The 14,881-nt window shown below is 65.9% G+C and carries 16 protein-coding genes; 4 read left to right on the top strand and 12 right to left on the bottom strand.

The genetic code is table 11. The features are described 5' to 3' along the window. Positions 1 to 6 precede the first annotated feature (6 nt). The 4 genes from ipdE2 to fadD3 are packed head-to-tail and all read right to left on the bottom strand — an operon-like array spanning position 7 to position 4,574. Complete coding sequence (gene ipdE2, locus AU198_RS09845; RefSeq protein WP_064347920.1) at positions 7 to 948, bottom strand: acyl-CoA dehydrogenase IpdE2; 942 nt, start codon at positions 946 to 948, stop codon at positions 7 to 9. Then, entirely contained in the window at positions 945 to 1,901 is a 957-nt protein-coding gene (locus AU198_RS09850) for an acyl-CoA dehydrogenase family protein (protein ID WP_064347921.1), read from the bottom strand. Before AU198_RS09850 ends, ipdE2 begins: the two co-directional genes overlap by 4 nt. 4 nt (positions 1,902 to 1,905) lie before the next feature. After that, positions 1,906 to 3,030: an acyl-CoA dehydrogenase family protein gene (locus tag AU198_RS09855; RefSeq protein WP_064347922.1), complete on the bottom strand. Its 1,125-nt coding sequence runs from the start codon at positions 3,028 to 3,030 to the stop codon at positions 1,906 to 1,908. Next, on the bottom strand, positions 3,030 to 4,574 hold the full coding sequence (gene fadD3 / locus AU198_RS09860) for a 3-((3aS,4S,7aS)-7a-methyl-1,5-dioxo-octahydro-1H-inden-4-yl)propanoate--CoA ligase FadD3 (protein ID WP_064347923.1): 1,545 nt from the start codon (positions 4,572 to 4,574) through the stop codon (positions 3,030 to 3,032). The genes AU198_RS09855 and fadD3 overlap by 1 nt, the downstream gene beginning before the upstream one ends. A 47-nt stretch (positions 4,575 to 4,621) precedes the next feature. On the opposite strand from fadD3, the gene ipdE1 reads away from it, so the two are divergent. Continuing rightward, positions 4,622 to 5,773: an acyl-CoA dehydrogenase IpdE1 gene (gene ipdE1, locus AU198_RS09865; protein WP_064347924.1), complete on the top strand. Its 1,152-nt coding sequence runs from the start codon at positions 4,622 to 4,624 to the stop codon at positions 5,771 to 5,773. Beyond that, the gene (gene ipdF / locus AU198_RS09870) at positions 5,770 to 6,558 is read left to right on the top strand and encodes a (5R,7aS)-5-hydroxy-7a-methyl-1-oxo-2,3,5,6,7,7a-hexahydro-1H-indene-carboxyl-CoA reductase (protein WP_064347925.1); all 789 of its coding nucleotides are present in this window, start codon (positions 5,770 to 5,772) and stop codon (positions 6,556 to 6,558) included. Before ipdE1 ends, ipdF begins: the two co-directional genes overlap by 4 nt. Here the strand turns inward: ipdF and AU198_RS09875 are convergent. Genes AU198_RS09875 through AU198_RS09890 form a run of 4 tightly spaced genes read right to left on the bottom strand, consistent with a single transcriptional unit; the run spans position 6,555 to position 9,563 of the window. Next, the gene (locus AU198_RS09875) at positions 6,555 to 7,136 is read right to left on the bottom strand and encodes a hypothetical protein (protein WP_156431543.1); all 582 of its coding nucleotides are present in this window, start codon (positions 7,134 to 7,136) and stop codon (positions 6,555 to 6,557) included. The two genes, ipdF and AU198_RS09875, sit on opposite strands and share 4 nt — an antisense overlap. Positions 7,137 to 7,150: 14 nt before the next feature. Next, the gene (locus AU198_RS09880) at positions 7,151 to 8,683 is read right to left on the bottom strand and encodes a putative alpha/beta hydrolase (RefSeq protein ID WP_064347927.1); all 1,533 of its coding nucleotides are present in this window, start codon (positions 8,681 to 8,683) and stop codon (positions 7,151 to 7,153) included. 6 nt (positions 8,684 to 8,689) lie between these two features. Then, on the bottom strand, positions 8,690 to 9,001 hold the full coding sequence (locus AU198_RS09885; protein ID WP_064347928.1) for a DUF2563 family protein: 312 nt from the start codon (positions 8,999 to 9,001) through the stop codon (positions 8,690 to 8,692). 49 nt (positions 9,002 to 9,050) lie between these two features. After that, complete coding sequence (locus tag AU198_RS09890; RefSeq protein WP_064347929.1) at positions 9,051 to 9,563, bottom strand: hypothetical protein; 513 nt, start codon at positions 9,561 to 9,563, stop codon at positions 9,051 to 9,053. Between the two features lie 105 nt (positions 9,564 to 9,668). Between AU198_RS09890 and kstR2 the strand changes: the two genes are divergently transcribed. Continuing rightward, entirely contained in the window at positions 9,669 to 10,253 is a 585-nt protein-coding gene (gene kstR2 / locus AU198_RS09895; RefSeq protein WP_064348195.1) for a TetR family transcriptional regulator KstR2, read from the top strand. Between the two features lie 7 nt (positions 10,254 to 10,260). Beyond that, positions 10,261 to 11,418 (top strand): steroid 3-ketoacyl-CoA thiolase FadA6, encoded by a 1,158-nt coding sequence (gene fadA6 / locus AU198_RS09900; protein WP_064347930.1) that lies wholly within the window; start codon positions 10,261 to 10,263, stop codon positions 11,416 to 11,418. Here the strand turns inward: fadA6 and AU198_RS09905 are convergent. The 4 genes from AU198_RS09905 to AU198_RS09920 are packed head-to-tail and all read right to left on the bottom strand — an operon-like array spanning position 11,415 to position 14,870. Further along, complete coding sequence (locus tag AU198_RS09905) at positions 11,415 to 12,302, bottom strand: hypothetical protein (protein WP_064347931.1); 888 nt, start codon at positions 12,300 to 12,302, stop codon at positions 11,415 to 11,417. The two genes, fadA6 and AU198_RS09905, sit on opposite strands and share 4 nt — an antisense overlap. A gap of 19 nt (positions 12,303 to 12,321) precedes the next feature. Next, entirely contained in the window at positions 12,322 to 13,437 is a 1,116-nt protein-coding gene (locus AU198_RS09910; protein WP_064347932.1) for an NDMA-dependent alcohol dehydrogenase, read from the bottom strand. Positions 13,438 to 13,494: 57 nt separating this feature from the next. Continuing rightward, on the bottom strand, positions 13,495 to 14,220 hold the full coding sequence (locus tag AU198_RS09915; protein ID WP_064347933.1) for a hypothetical protein: 726 nt from the start codon (positions 14,218 to 14,220) through the stop codon (positions 13,495 to 13,497). After that, positions 14,217 to 14,870: a SatD family protein gene (locus AU198_RS09920; RefSeq protein ID WP_156431544.1), complete on the bottom strand. Its 654-nt coding sequence runs from the start codon at positions 14,868 to 14,870 to the stop codon at positions 14,217 to 14,219. The genes AU198_RS09915 and AU198_RS09920 overlap by 4 nt, the downstream gene beginning before the upstream one ends. Positions 14,871 to 14,881: the final 11 nt, after the last annotated feature.

A 14,881-nucleotide genomic window follows, 5' to 3' on the forward strand; every position in this document is an offset into this window, starting at 1 on the left:
CCAACGCTAGAACACCTCGGATTCGAGGCGGCGCAGGTGCTCGCGCGGAGGCCCGAGCAACTGTGCGCTGCCGTGTGCGCGCTTGAAATAGAGCTGGATGTCGTGCTCCCAGGTGATCGCGATACCGCCGTGCATCTGAACGGCTTCGGCGGCGACCTTGGTCAATGCCTCGCTCGCCGAGAACCGGGCGAGGGCGGCCGAGGTCGGTGACGGTGCGGCGATCGCCTCGTCGACCACCGCACGCGCGGACTGAACCGCGACGTACAGGTCGGCCATCCGGTGCTTGAGTGCTTGGAAACTGCCGATGGGCCTGCCGAACTGCACCCGGTCCTTGGTGTACTGCACCGTGAGATCGAGGCAACGCGATGCGGCACCGATCTGCTCGGCGGCCAGCAGCAGCGCGGCGGCATCGGCCAGCCCCGGGTCCGCGGCGATATCGGTGCTCTGTTGAACCTCGAGACTGGCCAGCCGGCGAGTCAGGTCCATCGCGTCCAGGCGCGTCGCGATGAACTCGGTCCACCGGGTCAACCGGTCACCGTCCGCCCCGACCACCACGTCGGCGATGTCCCCGTTGATCACATGGTCGGGGTCGAAGACCACCGTGCCGACCCGGGTCCCCTCGGCCATACCCTCGAGCGCTTCGGTGTCCGGCTCGTCTGCGGCCAGCAATGCCAACTCCGCGAGAATTGTTCCCAACAACGGAGTCGGAACCAGTGCCTTGCCGAGCTCCTCGAGCACGACCGCCGCGTCCGCGAGCTCACCGCCCGCACCACCCAGCTCCTCGGGCACCACCAGCGCCGCCGCGCCGACCTGCTCGCACAGCAGTGTCCACAACGATTCGTCGTATCCCCGTTCGGATTCCATCGCCGCACGCACCGCGGCGGGTGAGGCGTGTTTGTCGACCAGGGCAGCGACGGTCTCACGCAGCAGTTGGCGTTCTTCACTCATGAGAGGGCCTCCAGTACGCGCCGACGGTGGACAGCGGGATCTCCCCACGCCGAGCGCAGCGCCTGCGCACGTAGCAGCCACAACGAGAGGTCATGCTCCTGGGTGAATCCGATCGCGCCATGTGTCTGCAGCGCGGAGCGAGCCGCCAGCAGCGCCGCGTCGCCGGCTGCGGCCTTGGCGGCGCTCACGTCACGCGCCGTGTCGGCCGAGTTGTCGGCGAGCGACAGGGCCGCGCCGTACACCAGCGGCCGGGCCAGCTCGACCGCGATGTGCACGTCGGCGAGTTTGTGCTTGATCGCCTGATAGGCGCCGATGACCTTGCCGAACTGGCTGCGCTGCTTGGCGTATTCGACCGACATGTCCAGCATCGCCTGGCCGGCGCCCACCAGCTGGGCCGCCGTGGCAAGCACACCGAACTCATAGGCACGCGCCACGTCGGCCGCTCTGCCGTCACCTGAAGGGTTGACGTCGAACAGCTTTCGGCTCGGGTCGACCGACTCCCGCTGGGTTACTGCGGTGCCGTCACGTACCTCACCGTCCGCCGCCACCAAGATCAGGCCCGCGGTGTCGGCGTCGACGGCCCTGGGTACCTGCGGCGTCAGGGCGACGGTCGCGATCAGCTCACCGGACGCCAAGCGGGCGCAACGCTCGTCGTCGGCGAGCAGAATCGGCGCGACCGCAATGGATTCGGCCACCGGGCCTGGAACACACCACCGGCCGAGCCGTTCGGCGGCGACCACCAGGTCGACCGGATGGGCGTCGATGCCGTCGTACTTCTCCGGCACGAGGAGCGCCGTGACGCCGAGATCGGTCAGCTGCGCCCACACCTTGCGGCCCGGCGACGCATCCCCGGCGCCCCAGGCCCGAACCGCACCGGGCAGGTCTGCCGCGCCGAGCGCTGCGTCGATGCTGGCGGCGAAATCGCGCTGCTGTTCGTCCAATTCGAAGTTCATGTGGTTACTTTCGCGGCAGGCCCAGCAGGCGCTCGGCGATGATGTTGCGCTGAATCTCGTTGGTTCCCGCGTAGATCGGTCCGCCGAGCGAGAACAACAACCCCTCGGTCCAGTTGTCGGCAAGTTCGGCGTCGGGACCACGCATATCCAGGGCGGTTTGGTGGATGGCAACGTCGAGGTCCGACCAGAACACCTTGGTCACACTGGACTCGGCACCGAGTTCACCGCCCGCGGCAACGCGTGTCACCGTGCCGAACGTGTGCAGCCGGTAGGCCTGGGCCTTGATCCACGCGTCGGCCACCCGCTCGGCATAGGCCGGGTCCGGGTTTTCTTTCCACTGCGCCACAAGCCGTTCGGCGGGGGCCAGGAAGCGGGCCGGGCTTCGCAGTGACATGCCGCGCTCATTGCTCGATGTGCTCATCGCTGCGCGCCAGCCCTCGTGAACGTCGCCGATGACGTCCTTGTCGGGCACGAACACGTCGTCGAGGAAGATCTCACCGAAACCGGTGTCACCGCCGAGTTGCGCGATGGGTCGGACGGTGACGCCGTCGGCCTTGAGGTCGAACATGAAGTACGTCAGGCCGCGATGGCGTTCGGCTTCGGGGTCGGAACGGAACAACCCGAAGGCGCGTTCCCCGAACGGCGCGCGGGAACTCCAGATCTTCTGCCCGTTGAGCAGCCAGCCGCCGTCCGTCCTGGTAGCCGTCGACCGAAGCGACGCCAGGTCACTGCCCGACTCGGGCTCCGACCAGGCTTGTGCCCAAATTTCCTCGCCGCTGGCCATTTTCGGCAGGACGCGGTCGAGTTGCTCCTCGGTTCCGTGGGCGAACAGAGTCGGCGCCAGCATCGACGTGCCGTTGGCGCTGGCGCGGCCGGGGGCGCCGGCACGGAAGTACTCCTCCTCGTACACCACCCACTGCAGCAGGCTCGCGTCGCGGCCGCCGTACTTCTCCGGCCACGTGATTACCGACAGCCCGGCGTCGTATAGCACCTTGTCCCAACGCCTGTGCTGTTCGAAACCCTCTGCGGTGTCGTACGACTTCGTCGGGAAACTGTCCCTGTTCTTGGCCAGGAACTCGCGCACCTCGGACTGGAACTCGAGGGTCGCGTCGTCGAATTTCAGGTCCATCAGGAAGATCCAGCCCTCTCACGCAGCAGCGGTTTGACTACCTTGCCCCCGGGGTTTCGCGGCAGCGCATCGAGAAACTCGACCGAGCGGGGAGTTTTGAAGTTCGCCAGATGCTGCCGGGTGTAGGCGATCACGGTGCCCTCGTCGAGTTGGGCGCCGGGCTTGGCCACGACGTAGGCCTTGCCGACCTCACCGAGTCGGTCGTCGGGCACTCCGATCACCGCGGCTTCGGCGACCCCGTCGAGCCGCGCCAGCACCTGCTCGACCTCAGCGGGGTAGACGTTGAACCCGCCGCAGATGTACATGTCCTTGAGGCGGTCGGTGATGCGCAGGTTGCCGTTCGCGTCGACGGTGCCGACATCGCCTGTGTGCAGCCAACCATCGGAATCGATGGCCGCCGCGGTGGCTTCGGGGTCGTCGAGGTAGCCCAGCATCACATTCGGTCCCCGCAGCAGCACCTCGCCGGCGTCGTCCTTGCCGGGGTTGTCAATGCGCAGTTCGAAATCCGCGATCGGCCGGCCCGACGTGGTGGCCACGGTGACAGCGTCGTCGTCGGGACGGCACATGGTCCCGAAACCGCTCGCCTCGGTGAGGCCGTAGGCGGTCAGCACGATGTCGATGTCGAGTTCGGTTTGCATCCGCTCGATCAGCACGACCGGGATGGTCGCCGCGCCGGTGACGGCGAACCGCAGCGACGTCAGGTCGTAATCGGCGCGCTTGGGATGGTCGAGCAGCGTCTGGTAGATCGTCGGCGGCCCCGGCAGCACGGTGATTCGGTGTTCCTGCACGGCCGACATCGTCTTCTCGGGGTCGAACGTCAACTGGGGAATCAGCGTGGCGCCGGTCTGCAGGCAGGCAAGGATTCCCGCTTTGTAGCCGAAGTTGTGGAAGAACGGGTTGATGCACAGGTAACGGTCATCGCTCGTCAGCCGGCCGCACTCGGCCCACGCCGCCGGTGCGTCGAGCGATTGGCGGTGTGCACACAGCACGCCCTTGCTCCGGCCGGTGGTTCCGGAGGTGAACAGGATGTCGGACACGTCGTCGGATTGCACCGCGTCGGCGCGCGCATCCACGGCGTCCAGGTCGGTGCCCCGCGCGACGAACTCGTCCCAGGTGCCGTCGTCCTTGTCGACCGGCACCCGGACCACGTGGCGTAGCTGCGGCAGGGCGGAGCGGTCGATGGAGGCGGCCTTGTCGGCGCCGAGGAATTCACCCGATGCGAACAGCAACGGGGCGCCCGTGCGCGAGAGGATGTCGGTGGCCTCGCTGGCGGTGTAGCGGGTGTTGAGGGGGACGACGACGCCTCCCGCGTAGTGGGTGGCCAGGCAGGCGACCACCCAGTGCCAGGTGTTGGGGGACCAGATTGCGACGCGGTCACCGGCGGTGATGCCGTGGTCGATCATGGCCGCGGCCGCTCTGCGGACCTCGTCCCGCAGCTGGGCGAACGTGACGGTGCGATGTTCCGTGACCAGTGCATTGTGGTCGGAGAACCGGTCGGCAATACGGTCCAAGACCTGGGGAATGGTCCTTGGATCCGAACTCATCGCTGCTCCTCTAACAAAGCAAGTGCTTGGTAGGTTAGCCTACAAGGGTGATTGAGGTCGAGGAGTTCCGGGCCGAGGTCCGCGACTGGCTCGCCGACAACCTGGTCGGGGAGTACGCCGCACTCAAAGGCCTCGGCGGGCCGGGTCGAGAGCACGAAGCTTTCGAGGAACGCCGAGCGTGGAACCAGCACCTGGCGGCGGCCGGATTGACGTGTCTGGGGTGGCCCGAGGAGCACGGCGGTCGTGGGCTGTCGGTTGCGCACCGGGTGGCGTTCTACGAGGAGTACGCGATCGCGAACGCTCCTGCGAAGGTCAACCACTTCGGTGAGGAGTTGCTCGGGCCGACGTTGATCGCGTACGGCACTCCCGAACAGCAGAAGCGATTCCTGCCGAAGATCCTCGACGTCACCGAGCTGTGGTGCCAGGGCTATTCCGAGCCCGGTGCCGGCAGCGACCTCGCCAACGTGTCGACCACCGCCGAACTCGACGGCGACCAGTGGGTGGTCAACGGGCAGAAGGTGTGGACCTCGCTTGCGCACTGGGCGCAATGGTGCTTTGTCGTCGCCCGCACCGAGAAGGGCTCCAAACGCCACACGGGCCTGTCGTATCTGCTGGTGCCGTTGGATCAGCCGGGTGTGGAGATCCGTCCCATCGTCCAGCTGACCGGGGATTCGGAGTTCAACGAGGTCTTCTTCGACGACGCCCGCACGGACGCGTCCTTGGTGGTCGGTGAACCAGGCGACGGCTGGCGGGTGGCGATGGGCACGCTGACCTTCGAGCGCGGCGTGTCGACGCTGGGCCAGCAGATCGAATACGCACGTGAGCTGTCCGGTGTCGCCGAGTTGGCGAAACGCACTGGCGCGGCCGACGATCCATTGATCCGCGAGAGGTTGACCCGGTCCTGGGTGGGACTACGGACGATGCGCTCGTATGCGCTGGCGACGATGGACGTGGAACAAGCGGGTCAAGATAATGTGTCGAAGTTGTTGTGGGCCAATTGGCATCGCGAACTCGGTGAGATCGCGATGGATGTGCTCGGCCGCGAAGGTCTGACGCTGACCGACGGCGACTTCGACGAATGGCAGCGGCTGTATCTGTTCTCGCGCGCCGACACGATCTACGGCGGGTCCAACGAGGTGCAGCGCAACATCATCGCCGAGCGGGTGCTCGGCCTACCCCGAGAGGTCAGGCCTTCGTGAACCTGTCAGAAGCCCCGAAAGAGATTGAGGGACACGGCCTGCTGACCGGCAAGGTCGTCGTCGTGACGGCCGCCGCGGGCACCGGAATCGGGTCCGCGGTGGCGCGCCGGGCGCTGCTCGAGGGTGCCGACGTCGTCGTATCCGACCATCATGAGCGGCGACTCGGCGAGGCTCGCGATCAGTTGCTCGAACTCGGGTTGGGGCGGGTCGAAAGTGTCGTCTGCGACGTCACCTCCACCGCGCAGGTGGATGCGCTGGTCGCTTCGACGACGGCGCGGATGGGTCGGCTCGACGTGTTGGTCAACAATGCCGGCCTCGGCGGGCAGACGCCCGTCGTCGACATGACGGACGAAGAATGGGATCGCGTCCTCAATGTCACGCTGACGTCGGTGATGCGCGCGACGCGGGCGGCGCTGCGGTACTTCCGCGAAGCCGACCACGGCGGCGTGATCGTCAACAACGCCAGCGTATTGGGTTGGCGCGCACAGCATTCACAATCGCATTACGCCGCGGCCAAGGCCGGGGTGATGGCGCTGACCCGGTGCAGTGCGATCGAGGCCGTCGAGTACGGCGTGCGCATCAATGCTGTCTCGCCAAGTATCGCGCGGCACAAGTTCTTGGAGAAGACCAGCTCGGCAGACCTGCTCGATCGGTTGTCGGAGGGGGAGGCGTTCGGCCGCGCAGCCGAACCGTGGGAGGTCGCCGCCACCATCGCGTTCCTGGCCAGCGACTACTCCAGTTACCTGACTGGAGAAGTGATTTCGGTGTCGAGCCAGCGGGCCTAGCCGGTGATCCGCCTATCGGCGGTCCGCCGTGTACCAGCCTTGTAGGCGATCAGATAAAGGATTGGGAAGGCGCCGAGGGTCAGCACCGTCAAGAGCCCGAGTTGTATCTTCTGTCCAGCGGCGATGACCCTGCGGGCCAACGCATCGCGGTATCCGAGCGAGACGGCGATGAACACGGCGATGGCGCCCATGCCAACCGGGAGCCAGGCCGCAGCGCCGTCGGCGACATAAGACACACCGCTTGTAACGAGTATCGCCACCCCCAACACTGTCAGCCACCACGTCTTCGTGGGGGTCAATCCGAGTCCGTAGTCGTCGATCGTGTTCGGGTCGGCGAACAGCGAGAAGGTTTTGCCGCGAATAGAGATGAACTCGGTGTGGACGTATGCCACGCCGGTGATAGCACATGCGGCGAAGAGCGACATCATCAGTCCCGACCCCCAGTCGTGGGGATAGGCCATGAAGAACACCGACACAGTCGTTATGACGGCGCCGGACCAGTAGACGATGCGCCCGATATGCAGGGGCAGCCATCCCGCGACAATCGCGATGGCGAGTCCGCCGAAAGCGACAAACATGAAGAAGTCGTTCATCAATTACCAGCCATTTTCTGATAAATCGTTTCGCCGATCTGCTCGCCGCCGAGGGACCCGATGGAACCCAAAATGAACGCGCCCGCGAAAACACCTACTGGACCTGCAGGGGCCCCGAGCCATGCGCCGACGGCAGCCATTCCTGAGGCACCCACCATGCCACCACCGGTCTTGGCAGCAACCTCGCCGAATGGTGTTCCCGTTCGCCATTCGTAGATTCCGACGCCGAAGTCGACGAGGTTCCCTGCCACCCCTAGGTTGCCTCCGACCTTCTTAAGCACTTCGACATCGCTTGGCGAGAAAGTCGTCACATCGGGCTTCCAGTGCTCGCCGGTGGGCAGCGATTGAGCGAGATAGTCAAAAGCCTTCGCCCCACCCGCGATTGGTTTGTTTGCAGCAGATGCCGCGTCCGCGAGATCTTGCGGGACGATGCCCCGCGCCATGCTGTCGGTTGCAGCGGCGGCACCTTCGGACGACATACCGGCCCGCATCAACTGCTCTTGTACGCGGGATATCACCAACTCCCGTGCCAGAGCTTCAGTTTGATTGACCATCGCCGTGGCCTTATCCGGCGGCATCGGTGCCTCCCCGACCAGGCCTTGCTCGAGCTGGGCTTGCATCGCCAACCTCGTCCGTGCCTGAGAGCGGGCGTCACCTCCAAGGATCGGGTCGGTCGGCAGCGGACCTTGCGTGATCGAAGTGTGGTAGTCGTCCAGGCGCTGCCCGGCATAACGCACTTGATCCGAACTCGCGGTCGGATCGTTGATGATGTCGTAGTCCCGCAATCGCGCTGCCGCAGCCTGCTTCTCCGGAGTCCATTCGCCACGAGAGTTCACCAACGACTGATCGGCTTCGCGCTGGCTGCTCCCGTACTGATCGGCCTCGGCCTTCGCCTGCTGTGCAGCCGGTGAATCCTGCTGACCTTCAGCGTCCTTCATTGCATCCGGCGAGTAACCCTCGGCCGCCATCTCCAGCCGCGACTTGTCCAGCTGCTCCGAATAGGTATCACGCACCGCCTGAACCGACGCCAGTGCTTCTCGCGTGCGATCGACGGCCGCTTGTCGCAAGCCCTCGACGTCGGCCTGTTCACCGTTCGCGGCAGCGACGGCCAGTTCGTGCTCGATCTGGTTGTCGATCCACTTCAGCGTCGCGTCGAGGTTGGAGATGACGACGTCACCACTGCGCTGCGCTTCGGCCAGTGACGCCGAGACGTTCTGCAGATCGACGGCTACCCGACGGATTTGTTCGTCGCTGAGCTTCAAAGACTCGGTCGCGCGCTGTACCTCCGCCGAGTCGTTGATCGGGTGGTCGCCACCGTCCTGACGGTCCCACGCGGCGGCAAAACGTTGTCGAGCGACAGCGAATTCATTGCTCGATTCCGTCGTACACGCGGCGGCGTTGTAGAACGCCGTCGCCAGTTCGCTGATCTCACCTGGCGATCCGCTCTGCACCGTGCGGTTGACCTGCCACGGATCGCCCCCGGCTGCACCGGTGAGCGTTCCGTGATCCAGGTTCTTGAGGTGGACCGTCATGCTCGGTCAGGTGATGGCTTCGCCGGCCGAACGCACCGCCGCCGCGCCGGACTCGTCTCGTTGATCGAAAGTGGTGGCTCCGTCGCTGGCCTTGGTGGCGAAACCGTCGAAGGTGGCGTGGTGCCAACGCATGGTCGCGGCTTGAGCTTCGTGCGCTCGGCCCAAGGCGTTGTGGAACTCGTGCGCGGCGTCGAAGTCACCGAAGATCCCAGCGGGCAGCGACGTGGCCGCGAACTCCTCTGCACCCCGTTTCACGATCTCACCGGCGCTTTCGGCGAAGTCGGCTCCCATCCGCAGCATCTCGGTATCGACGAACATGATTCGAGCCTAAGCGGATGCCACGAGGGTTCCGCGCACAGATTCTGGGTCAACCAATGCGGAAGCCGTAGCGTCTCAGGGGCTCCAGGGGCACGTCGCTGTCGCCCTCGACGACCACGAGCCAATGCTTGCCGTTGTCGTCTACATGAGTGGCATGGCGGTCCGCTGTGCGCATCCCGGCGAGGTCACCGTCGAGGGTGTCCTCGTCGTCGTACGCCCCGATGACGATCGTGTCGATGGTTCCGGGCGCAATGCACGCGACGTAATCGATCGCTTGGGGTAGCGGCGACTGAGGCGGATCCTCCAACACCATACGACTGCCGCAGGCTGCCGTGATCCAAGCAAGGCCGTAGCGAGTGCGCAACGGCGATTGAGGCGCGGCTGTGGTGGTGTCCGACGTGGCGATGGTTTCCGATGAAGAATCGGACCATGGATCCGTGACGTACAGCACGGCCGCTACCAGCAATGTCGCCAATACGATGACGTCGACGAGGACGAGGATCTTCGTGCGCCGGGTCAGTCGGTTCCAGAATCCAGAGGGCTGGCGGGGCGCGTCGGTCACCGCTCATGTGTACCGAACCTCGGGTTGAGAACGCACACGGAAGTAGCCGAGCAAGCGCTTGGTTGATACGCTGTGTCGGTGGATCAGGTGCCACAGAAGCAGCCGGTGAGCCAGCCCCCGACGCGTCGGGACGAGCTACTCGAACTCGCCGCGACGATGTTCGCCGAGCGGGGCCTGCGCGCGACCACGGTGCGCGACATCGCCGACTCCGCAGGCATCCTCTCGGGCAGCCTGTATCACCACTTCTCGTCGAAGGAGGAGATGGTCGACGAGGTCCTGCGCGGCTTCCTCGACTGGCTGTTCACGCGCTACCAGGAGATCGTCGACACCGAACCCAACCCGCTGGAGCGACTCAAGGGCCTGTTCATGACCTCGTTCGAGGCGATCGAGCACCGGCACGCGCAGGTCGTCATCTATCAGGACGAGGCCAAGCGGTTGTCCGGGCAGGAGCGGTTCTCCTACGTGGACCAGCGCAACAAAGAGCAACGCAAGATGTGGCTGGACCTGCTCAACCAGGGCGTCGAAGAGGGTTACTTCCGGCCCGACATCGACGTCGATCTGGTGTACCGGTTCATCCGCGACACCACCTGGGTTTCAGTCCGCTGGTATCAGCCGGGCGGACCGCTCACGGCCGAAGAGGTCGGCCGTCAGTATCTCGCTATCGTTCTTGGTGGCATCACGAAAAAATGAGGAAACAATGACCCCAACATCGCAGGCTTACGTCATCGACGCCGTTCGCACCGCAGTCGGCAAGCGCAACGGATCGCTGGCCGGTGTGCATCCCGTGGATCTGGGCGCTGCCGCATGGCGCGGCCTGTTCGACCGTGTCGACGTGGATCCCGGCGCGGTCGACGACGTCATCGCCGGTTGTGTCGATGCGATCGGTCCGCAGGCCGGCAACATCGCCCGGCTCTCGTGGCTGGCGGCGGGCTACCCGGAAGAGGTTCCGGGCGTCACCGTCGACCGCCAGTGTGGGTCCAGTCAGCAAGCAGTTTCCTTTGGCGCACAAGCGATCATGTCCGGTACGGCCGAACTCATTGTCGCCGGCGGTATGCAGAACATGAGTCAGATCCCGATCTCGTCGGCGATGACCGTCGCCGAGCAGTTCGGCTTCACCTCGCCGACCAACGAATCCAAGAGCTGGCTCCACCGCTACGGCGATCAGGAGATCTCACAGTTCCGCGGCGCCGAGCTGATCGCGGAGAAGTGGGAGATCTCCCGCGAGGAGATGGAGCAGTACTCGCTGACCAGCCACCAGCGTGCACAGGAGGCGATTCGCTCCGGTCACTTCGAGAACGAGATCATTCCGGTCGACGGGTTCGCCACCGACGAGGGCCCGCGCGACACCTCGCTGGAGAAGATGGCCGGGCTCAAGACCCTGGTCGACGGCGGCCGGCTGACCGCCGCGATGGCCAGCCAGATCTCCGACGGCGCCAGCGCCGTGCTGCTGGCCTCCGAGCAGGCCGTCAAGGACCACGGACTCAAGCCCCGCGCCCGCATCCACCACATCAGCGCCCGCGGCGCCGACCCGGTGTTCATGTTGACCGGGCCGATCCCGGCGACGGAGTACGCGTTGAAGAAGACCGGCCTGTCGATCGACGATATCGACACCGTCGAGATCAACGAAGCCTTCGCGCCGGTCGTGATGGCCTGGCTCAAAGAGACCGGCGCCGACCCCGCGAAGGTCAACCCCAGCGGCGGCGCCATCGCGCTCGGTCATCCGCTGGGCGCGACGGGCGCGAAGTTGTTCGCGACGATGCTGAACACGTTGGAGCGCACCGGCGGTCGCTACGGTCTGCAGACGATGTGCGAAGGCGGTGGCACCGCCAACGTCACGATCATCGAGCGCCTCTAGGCCCGCCGCGGCCTGTCACGCTCGCCCGCGAGGAGCTCTCGCATCGCCGCGAATCCGTCGTGGCGGTGCGCACCGAGCGTCCACACCATGGTGATCACGGGCAGCAGCGCGAAGGCCGCCCACCAGTTCGCACCCGCTGGTAGCAGATCGGCGATCACTTCCGTTCGCGGAGTCCCGTTCACGGCGGCAGGCAGCCACTCGTTGAGCAGGACCACCAGCATGCGGGAGGTCTGGAACGGCCCGACGCTGGTCGCGATAATCCAACTGGCACAGGAGATCCCAAGCGACCACGGCCACGCCAGCAGCAGTGATTGCCTGTCCACCAGCTCGGCGGCGCAGCGCACGGTCTCGGCGAGGTAGGCGACGCCGAGCGCGGCCAAAAGAACCCCGATCTGCGCGGTGAGCAGGTCGTTGACCACCGGATGCGCCAACTCGTCGTCGGGCCGGGTCGGCAGCCCGATGGCTAGGGCGACGAGGCCGGCAACAAGCGCGAGGGTCGCCAGTCGCGCGGCCGTGTCGCTGACGCGGTCGAACGAGTCGACGACGGTGCGAATCACCAGCCGTGACGCCGTAGCCGGCGCCGTCCGATAGACGACCACCAGCACCAGACCGGACACCACGATGGCGATCAACCACGTCATCACCGCCGTGCCCACGGCGGTCAAGGCCAGCGATCCCAGCAGCGGGACCAGCACGTCATCGGTGCTGACGCTGCTGCGGATGACGATCAGTGGCACGGCGCCGAACGCCACGACACCAACCAGTCCCAACACCAACGGAAACGTGAACCGGGTGAGATCGGCGGGATTGAGGTCCAGCTTGCGATCGCGGACGGCGTGGATCTCGGTGCTCAGCACCGACCGCACGTGCGACAGCCAGCGCACTTATGCCTCCGGTATCGCGTCAGTGGTCGTGGATGATCACGCCGCGGATGTTTCGCCCTGCCAGCATGTCGTCGTAGGCGTCGTTGATGTCGGCCAGCTTGTACTCGGTGGTGACGGTCTCATCGAGCAGGAGCTTGCCGTCGCGGTAGAGGTTGAGAAGCCGCGGGATGTCCGCGCGCGGGTTCGCCTCGCCGTAGAGGCTGCCGAGCAGTCGCTTCTGGAACAGCGTCACCATCGCCATCGGCAGGGTCGGCGTCACGTCGGCCATCGAGGCGATCGCCGTCATCACCACCGCCCCGCCCTTGCGGACGATGTCCATCGCCTCGTTGATCATCGGCCCCTTCAGCAGGCCGACTGTCAGCAGCGCCGAATCTGCCATCACACCGCGGGTCAAGTCGCCCACCAGTTCCATGGCCTCGGGCATGGAAGTCACGAAGTGGGTAGCGCCGAACTGAAATGCCTTGTCCCGCTTGGATTCAACGATGTCGACGACAACGATGTGCTCGGCGCCCGCCAGCCGCGCACCCTGAATCGCACCGCTGCCGATGCCGCCGCACCCGATGACGACGACCGTGTCGCCGGGGCTGACGTCGGCGGTGTTGACGGCCGAACCCCAGCCCGTCATCACCCCGCAGCCCAACAAGCACGCGCGCGAAAGCGGAAGGTCATCGTCGACCTTGACCAACGAGGTCTCCGACACCGTACTCAGTTCGGAGAAACTGCCCACACCTACCATGACGCCGACATCCTGGCCCTGGACCCGGCGCCGATAGGTACCGTCGGGCTGGATGCCGAGCAGGATGATCGCGCCCATGTCGCACAGGTTCTGATGTCCGCTCGCGCACCAGCGGCAACGACCGCAGGCAGGCAGGAAGGACGCCACCACGTGGTCCCCCGGCTTCAGATCCTTCACCCCCGGTCCGACTTCCTGCACGACGCCGGCGCCCTCGTGCCCGCCGATGATCGGCAGTGTGACACCCGCGAGATCACCGGTCTGGACGTGATGATCGGAGTGGCACAGCCCGGTCGCCTCGAAGGAGACGAGCACCTCGCCTTCTTTCGGACCATCGAGGTCGATCTCTTCGATGCTCCACGGCTCGTTGAGTCCCCACAGAACGGCGGCATTGGTCTTCATGGGCGCGAGTGTAGGAAAACCGCGTCCGGATTACGGGCGAATCGAAGGGCTTACCGTTCAGTGTGCGAGAGCCAGCCCGCCGAGTGCGACGATCCAGCTCGCGAAGCTTCCGACAAGGAAGTACTCGGTGATCTCGTCGATTCCGATGCCCCCGTTCTCGCGTGCCTTCTGGGCGTTGATCTCCGGGAACCGGATGATGCTCTTGGCGGCGACGACGGCCGTGGCGGCGGTGAGCTGGCCGGCCAGGCCGAGCCCGAGGATGAGCACGCGCTCCATCGGACCGAGCAGCCTGCCGCCCTTCAACCGGTCCGAGGCCTGGGGCTGCCCCTCCGGTTTGACCGCGCCGACCGACCCAAGCACCAAGCGCACCAACTGATTCCCGGTCACCAGTTGCATGAACATCACGCCGACGATCATCAAGAGCCGGTCGGGGGATACCTCGATGCCGACCCAGGCCGGCCACCGGGCCGCCATTCCCGCCACCTCCGAGCTGAGGCCCGAGAGCATGATCAGCACCCCGAGCGCACCGCCGAAGACGACCAGCGGCGTCACCTGGTGCCGACCGGTGCGTTCGGCTCGCGCACTCAGCACCACCCAGCCGACGCCGCTTAGCGCCGCCACAACGAGCAGCGCGATGTCGCCCCACCGCCACAGCCCCGCCATCGCCGCGCATCCGATCACGACAAGCGGTGCCGCCGCGGCGGGCAGCCACACACGATCGACGAGTCGTCGAAGGACATCGGCGGTACCGATCGCGATCAGCAGCACCGCGACCGCGCTCATGGCACGTCCCGCAGATACTGCGCCGCGAGCAGGATCAGGTCCAACCCGTCGCGACCCGCGCGTTGGGACACCGCCGACGCGCTGATGCCCTCGTCGGCGGCGATGTCCTTCTTGGTCTTGCCGGTCAACAGTCCCTTCACAATCCTCAATGAGCGGTCATCGAGCGATCCAATCAGATGGTCCCGACACAACAGTGCGGCGTTGATCGCGTCGAGGTCGCGGCGGCTCTCGCCCTCGGCCCGAAACGACGTGCGTACCAAGGCCAGACCCGGTTGGCGTTGCGCGGAGGCGGTCCACTCGATCGCCTCGCGGGCGGCCCACCAGCCCGGTCCGTCCTGGATTCCGGAGTCGGAGTCCAATACGGTCACGGCGCCCCATCCGATGCCGAATCGGACGTCGATGCCGGGCGCAACGGCCAGACGAATGGCGAACGCCGCTTCGATCGCGGCGCCGACCGTCCGATAGCTGCCCTGAAACTCGTCACCGACCGTGAACGCGGGTGCGTCGATCGCGTCGCCGGCGGCGTCGACAAGCGCTTTGTTGAGTGCGCGGTGCGTGGCGGTGCGATCGGCCACCCGGCGTGAGCCGATCACGTCGCCGATCAACGTGGCGCGGGCGTGCGGTGAAGGCGACCGCTTCAGTCCAGACACATGAAGATTAT

This window comes from Mycobacterium sp. GA-1199 (assembly GCF_001500045.1).
GTDB lineage: Bacteria > Actinomycetota > Actinomycetes > Mycobacteriales > Mycobacteriaceae > Mycobacterium.

Excerpts from the sequence above, each read along its gene's own strand:
- ipdE2 (WP_064347920.1), bottom strand. The coding sequence starts at position 948 with ATGAGTGAAGAACGCCAACTGCTGCGTGAGACCGTCGCTGCCCTGGTC.
- AU198_RS09850 (WP_064347921.1), bottom strand. The coding sequence starts at position 1,901 with ATGAACTTCGAATTGGACGAACAGCAGCGCGATTTCGCCGCCAGCATC.
- AU198_RS09855 (WP_064347922.1), bottom strand. The coding sequence starts at position 3,030 with ATGGACCTGAAATTCGACGACGCGACCCTCGAGTTCCAGTCCGAGGTG.
- fadD3 (WP_064347923.1), bottom strand. The coding sequence starts at position 4,574 with ATGAGTTCGGATCCAAGGACCATTCCCCAGGTCTTGGACCGTATTGCC.
- AU198_RS09875 (WP_156431543.1), bottom strand. The coding sequence starts at position 7,136 with ATGTTTGTCGCTTTCGGCGGACTCGCCATCGCGATTGTCGCGGGATGG.
- AU198_RS09880 (WP_064347927.1), bottom strand. The coding sequence starts at position 8,683 with ATGACGGTCCACCTCAAGAACCTGGATCACGGAACGCTCACCGGTGCA.
- AU198_RS09885 (WP_064347928.1), bottom strand. The coding sequence starts at position 9,001 with ATGTTCGTCGATACCGAGATGCTGCGGATGGGAGCCGACTTCGCCGAA.
- fadA6 (WP_064347930.1), top strand. The coding sequence starts at position 10,261 with ATGACCCCAACATCGCAGGCTTACGTCATCGACGCCGTTCGCACCGCA.
- AU198_RS09910 (WP_064347932.1), bottom strand. The coding sequence starts at position 13,437 with ATGAAGACCAATGCCGCCGTTCTGTGGGGACTCAACGAGCCGTGGAGC.
- AU198_RS09915 (WP_064347933.1), bottom strand. The coding sequence starts at position 14,220 with ATGAGCGCGGTCGCGGTGCTGCTGATCGCGATCGGTACCGCCGATGTC.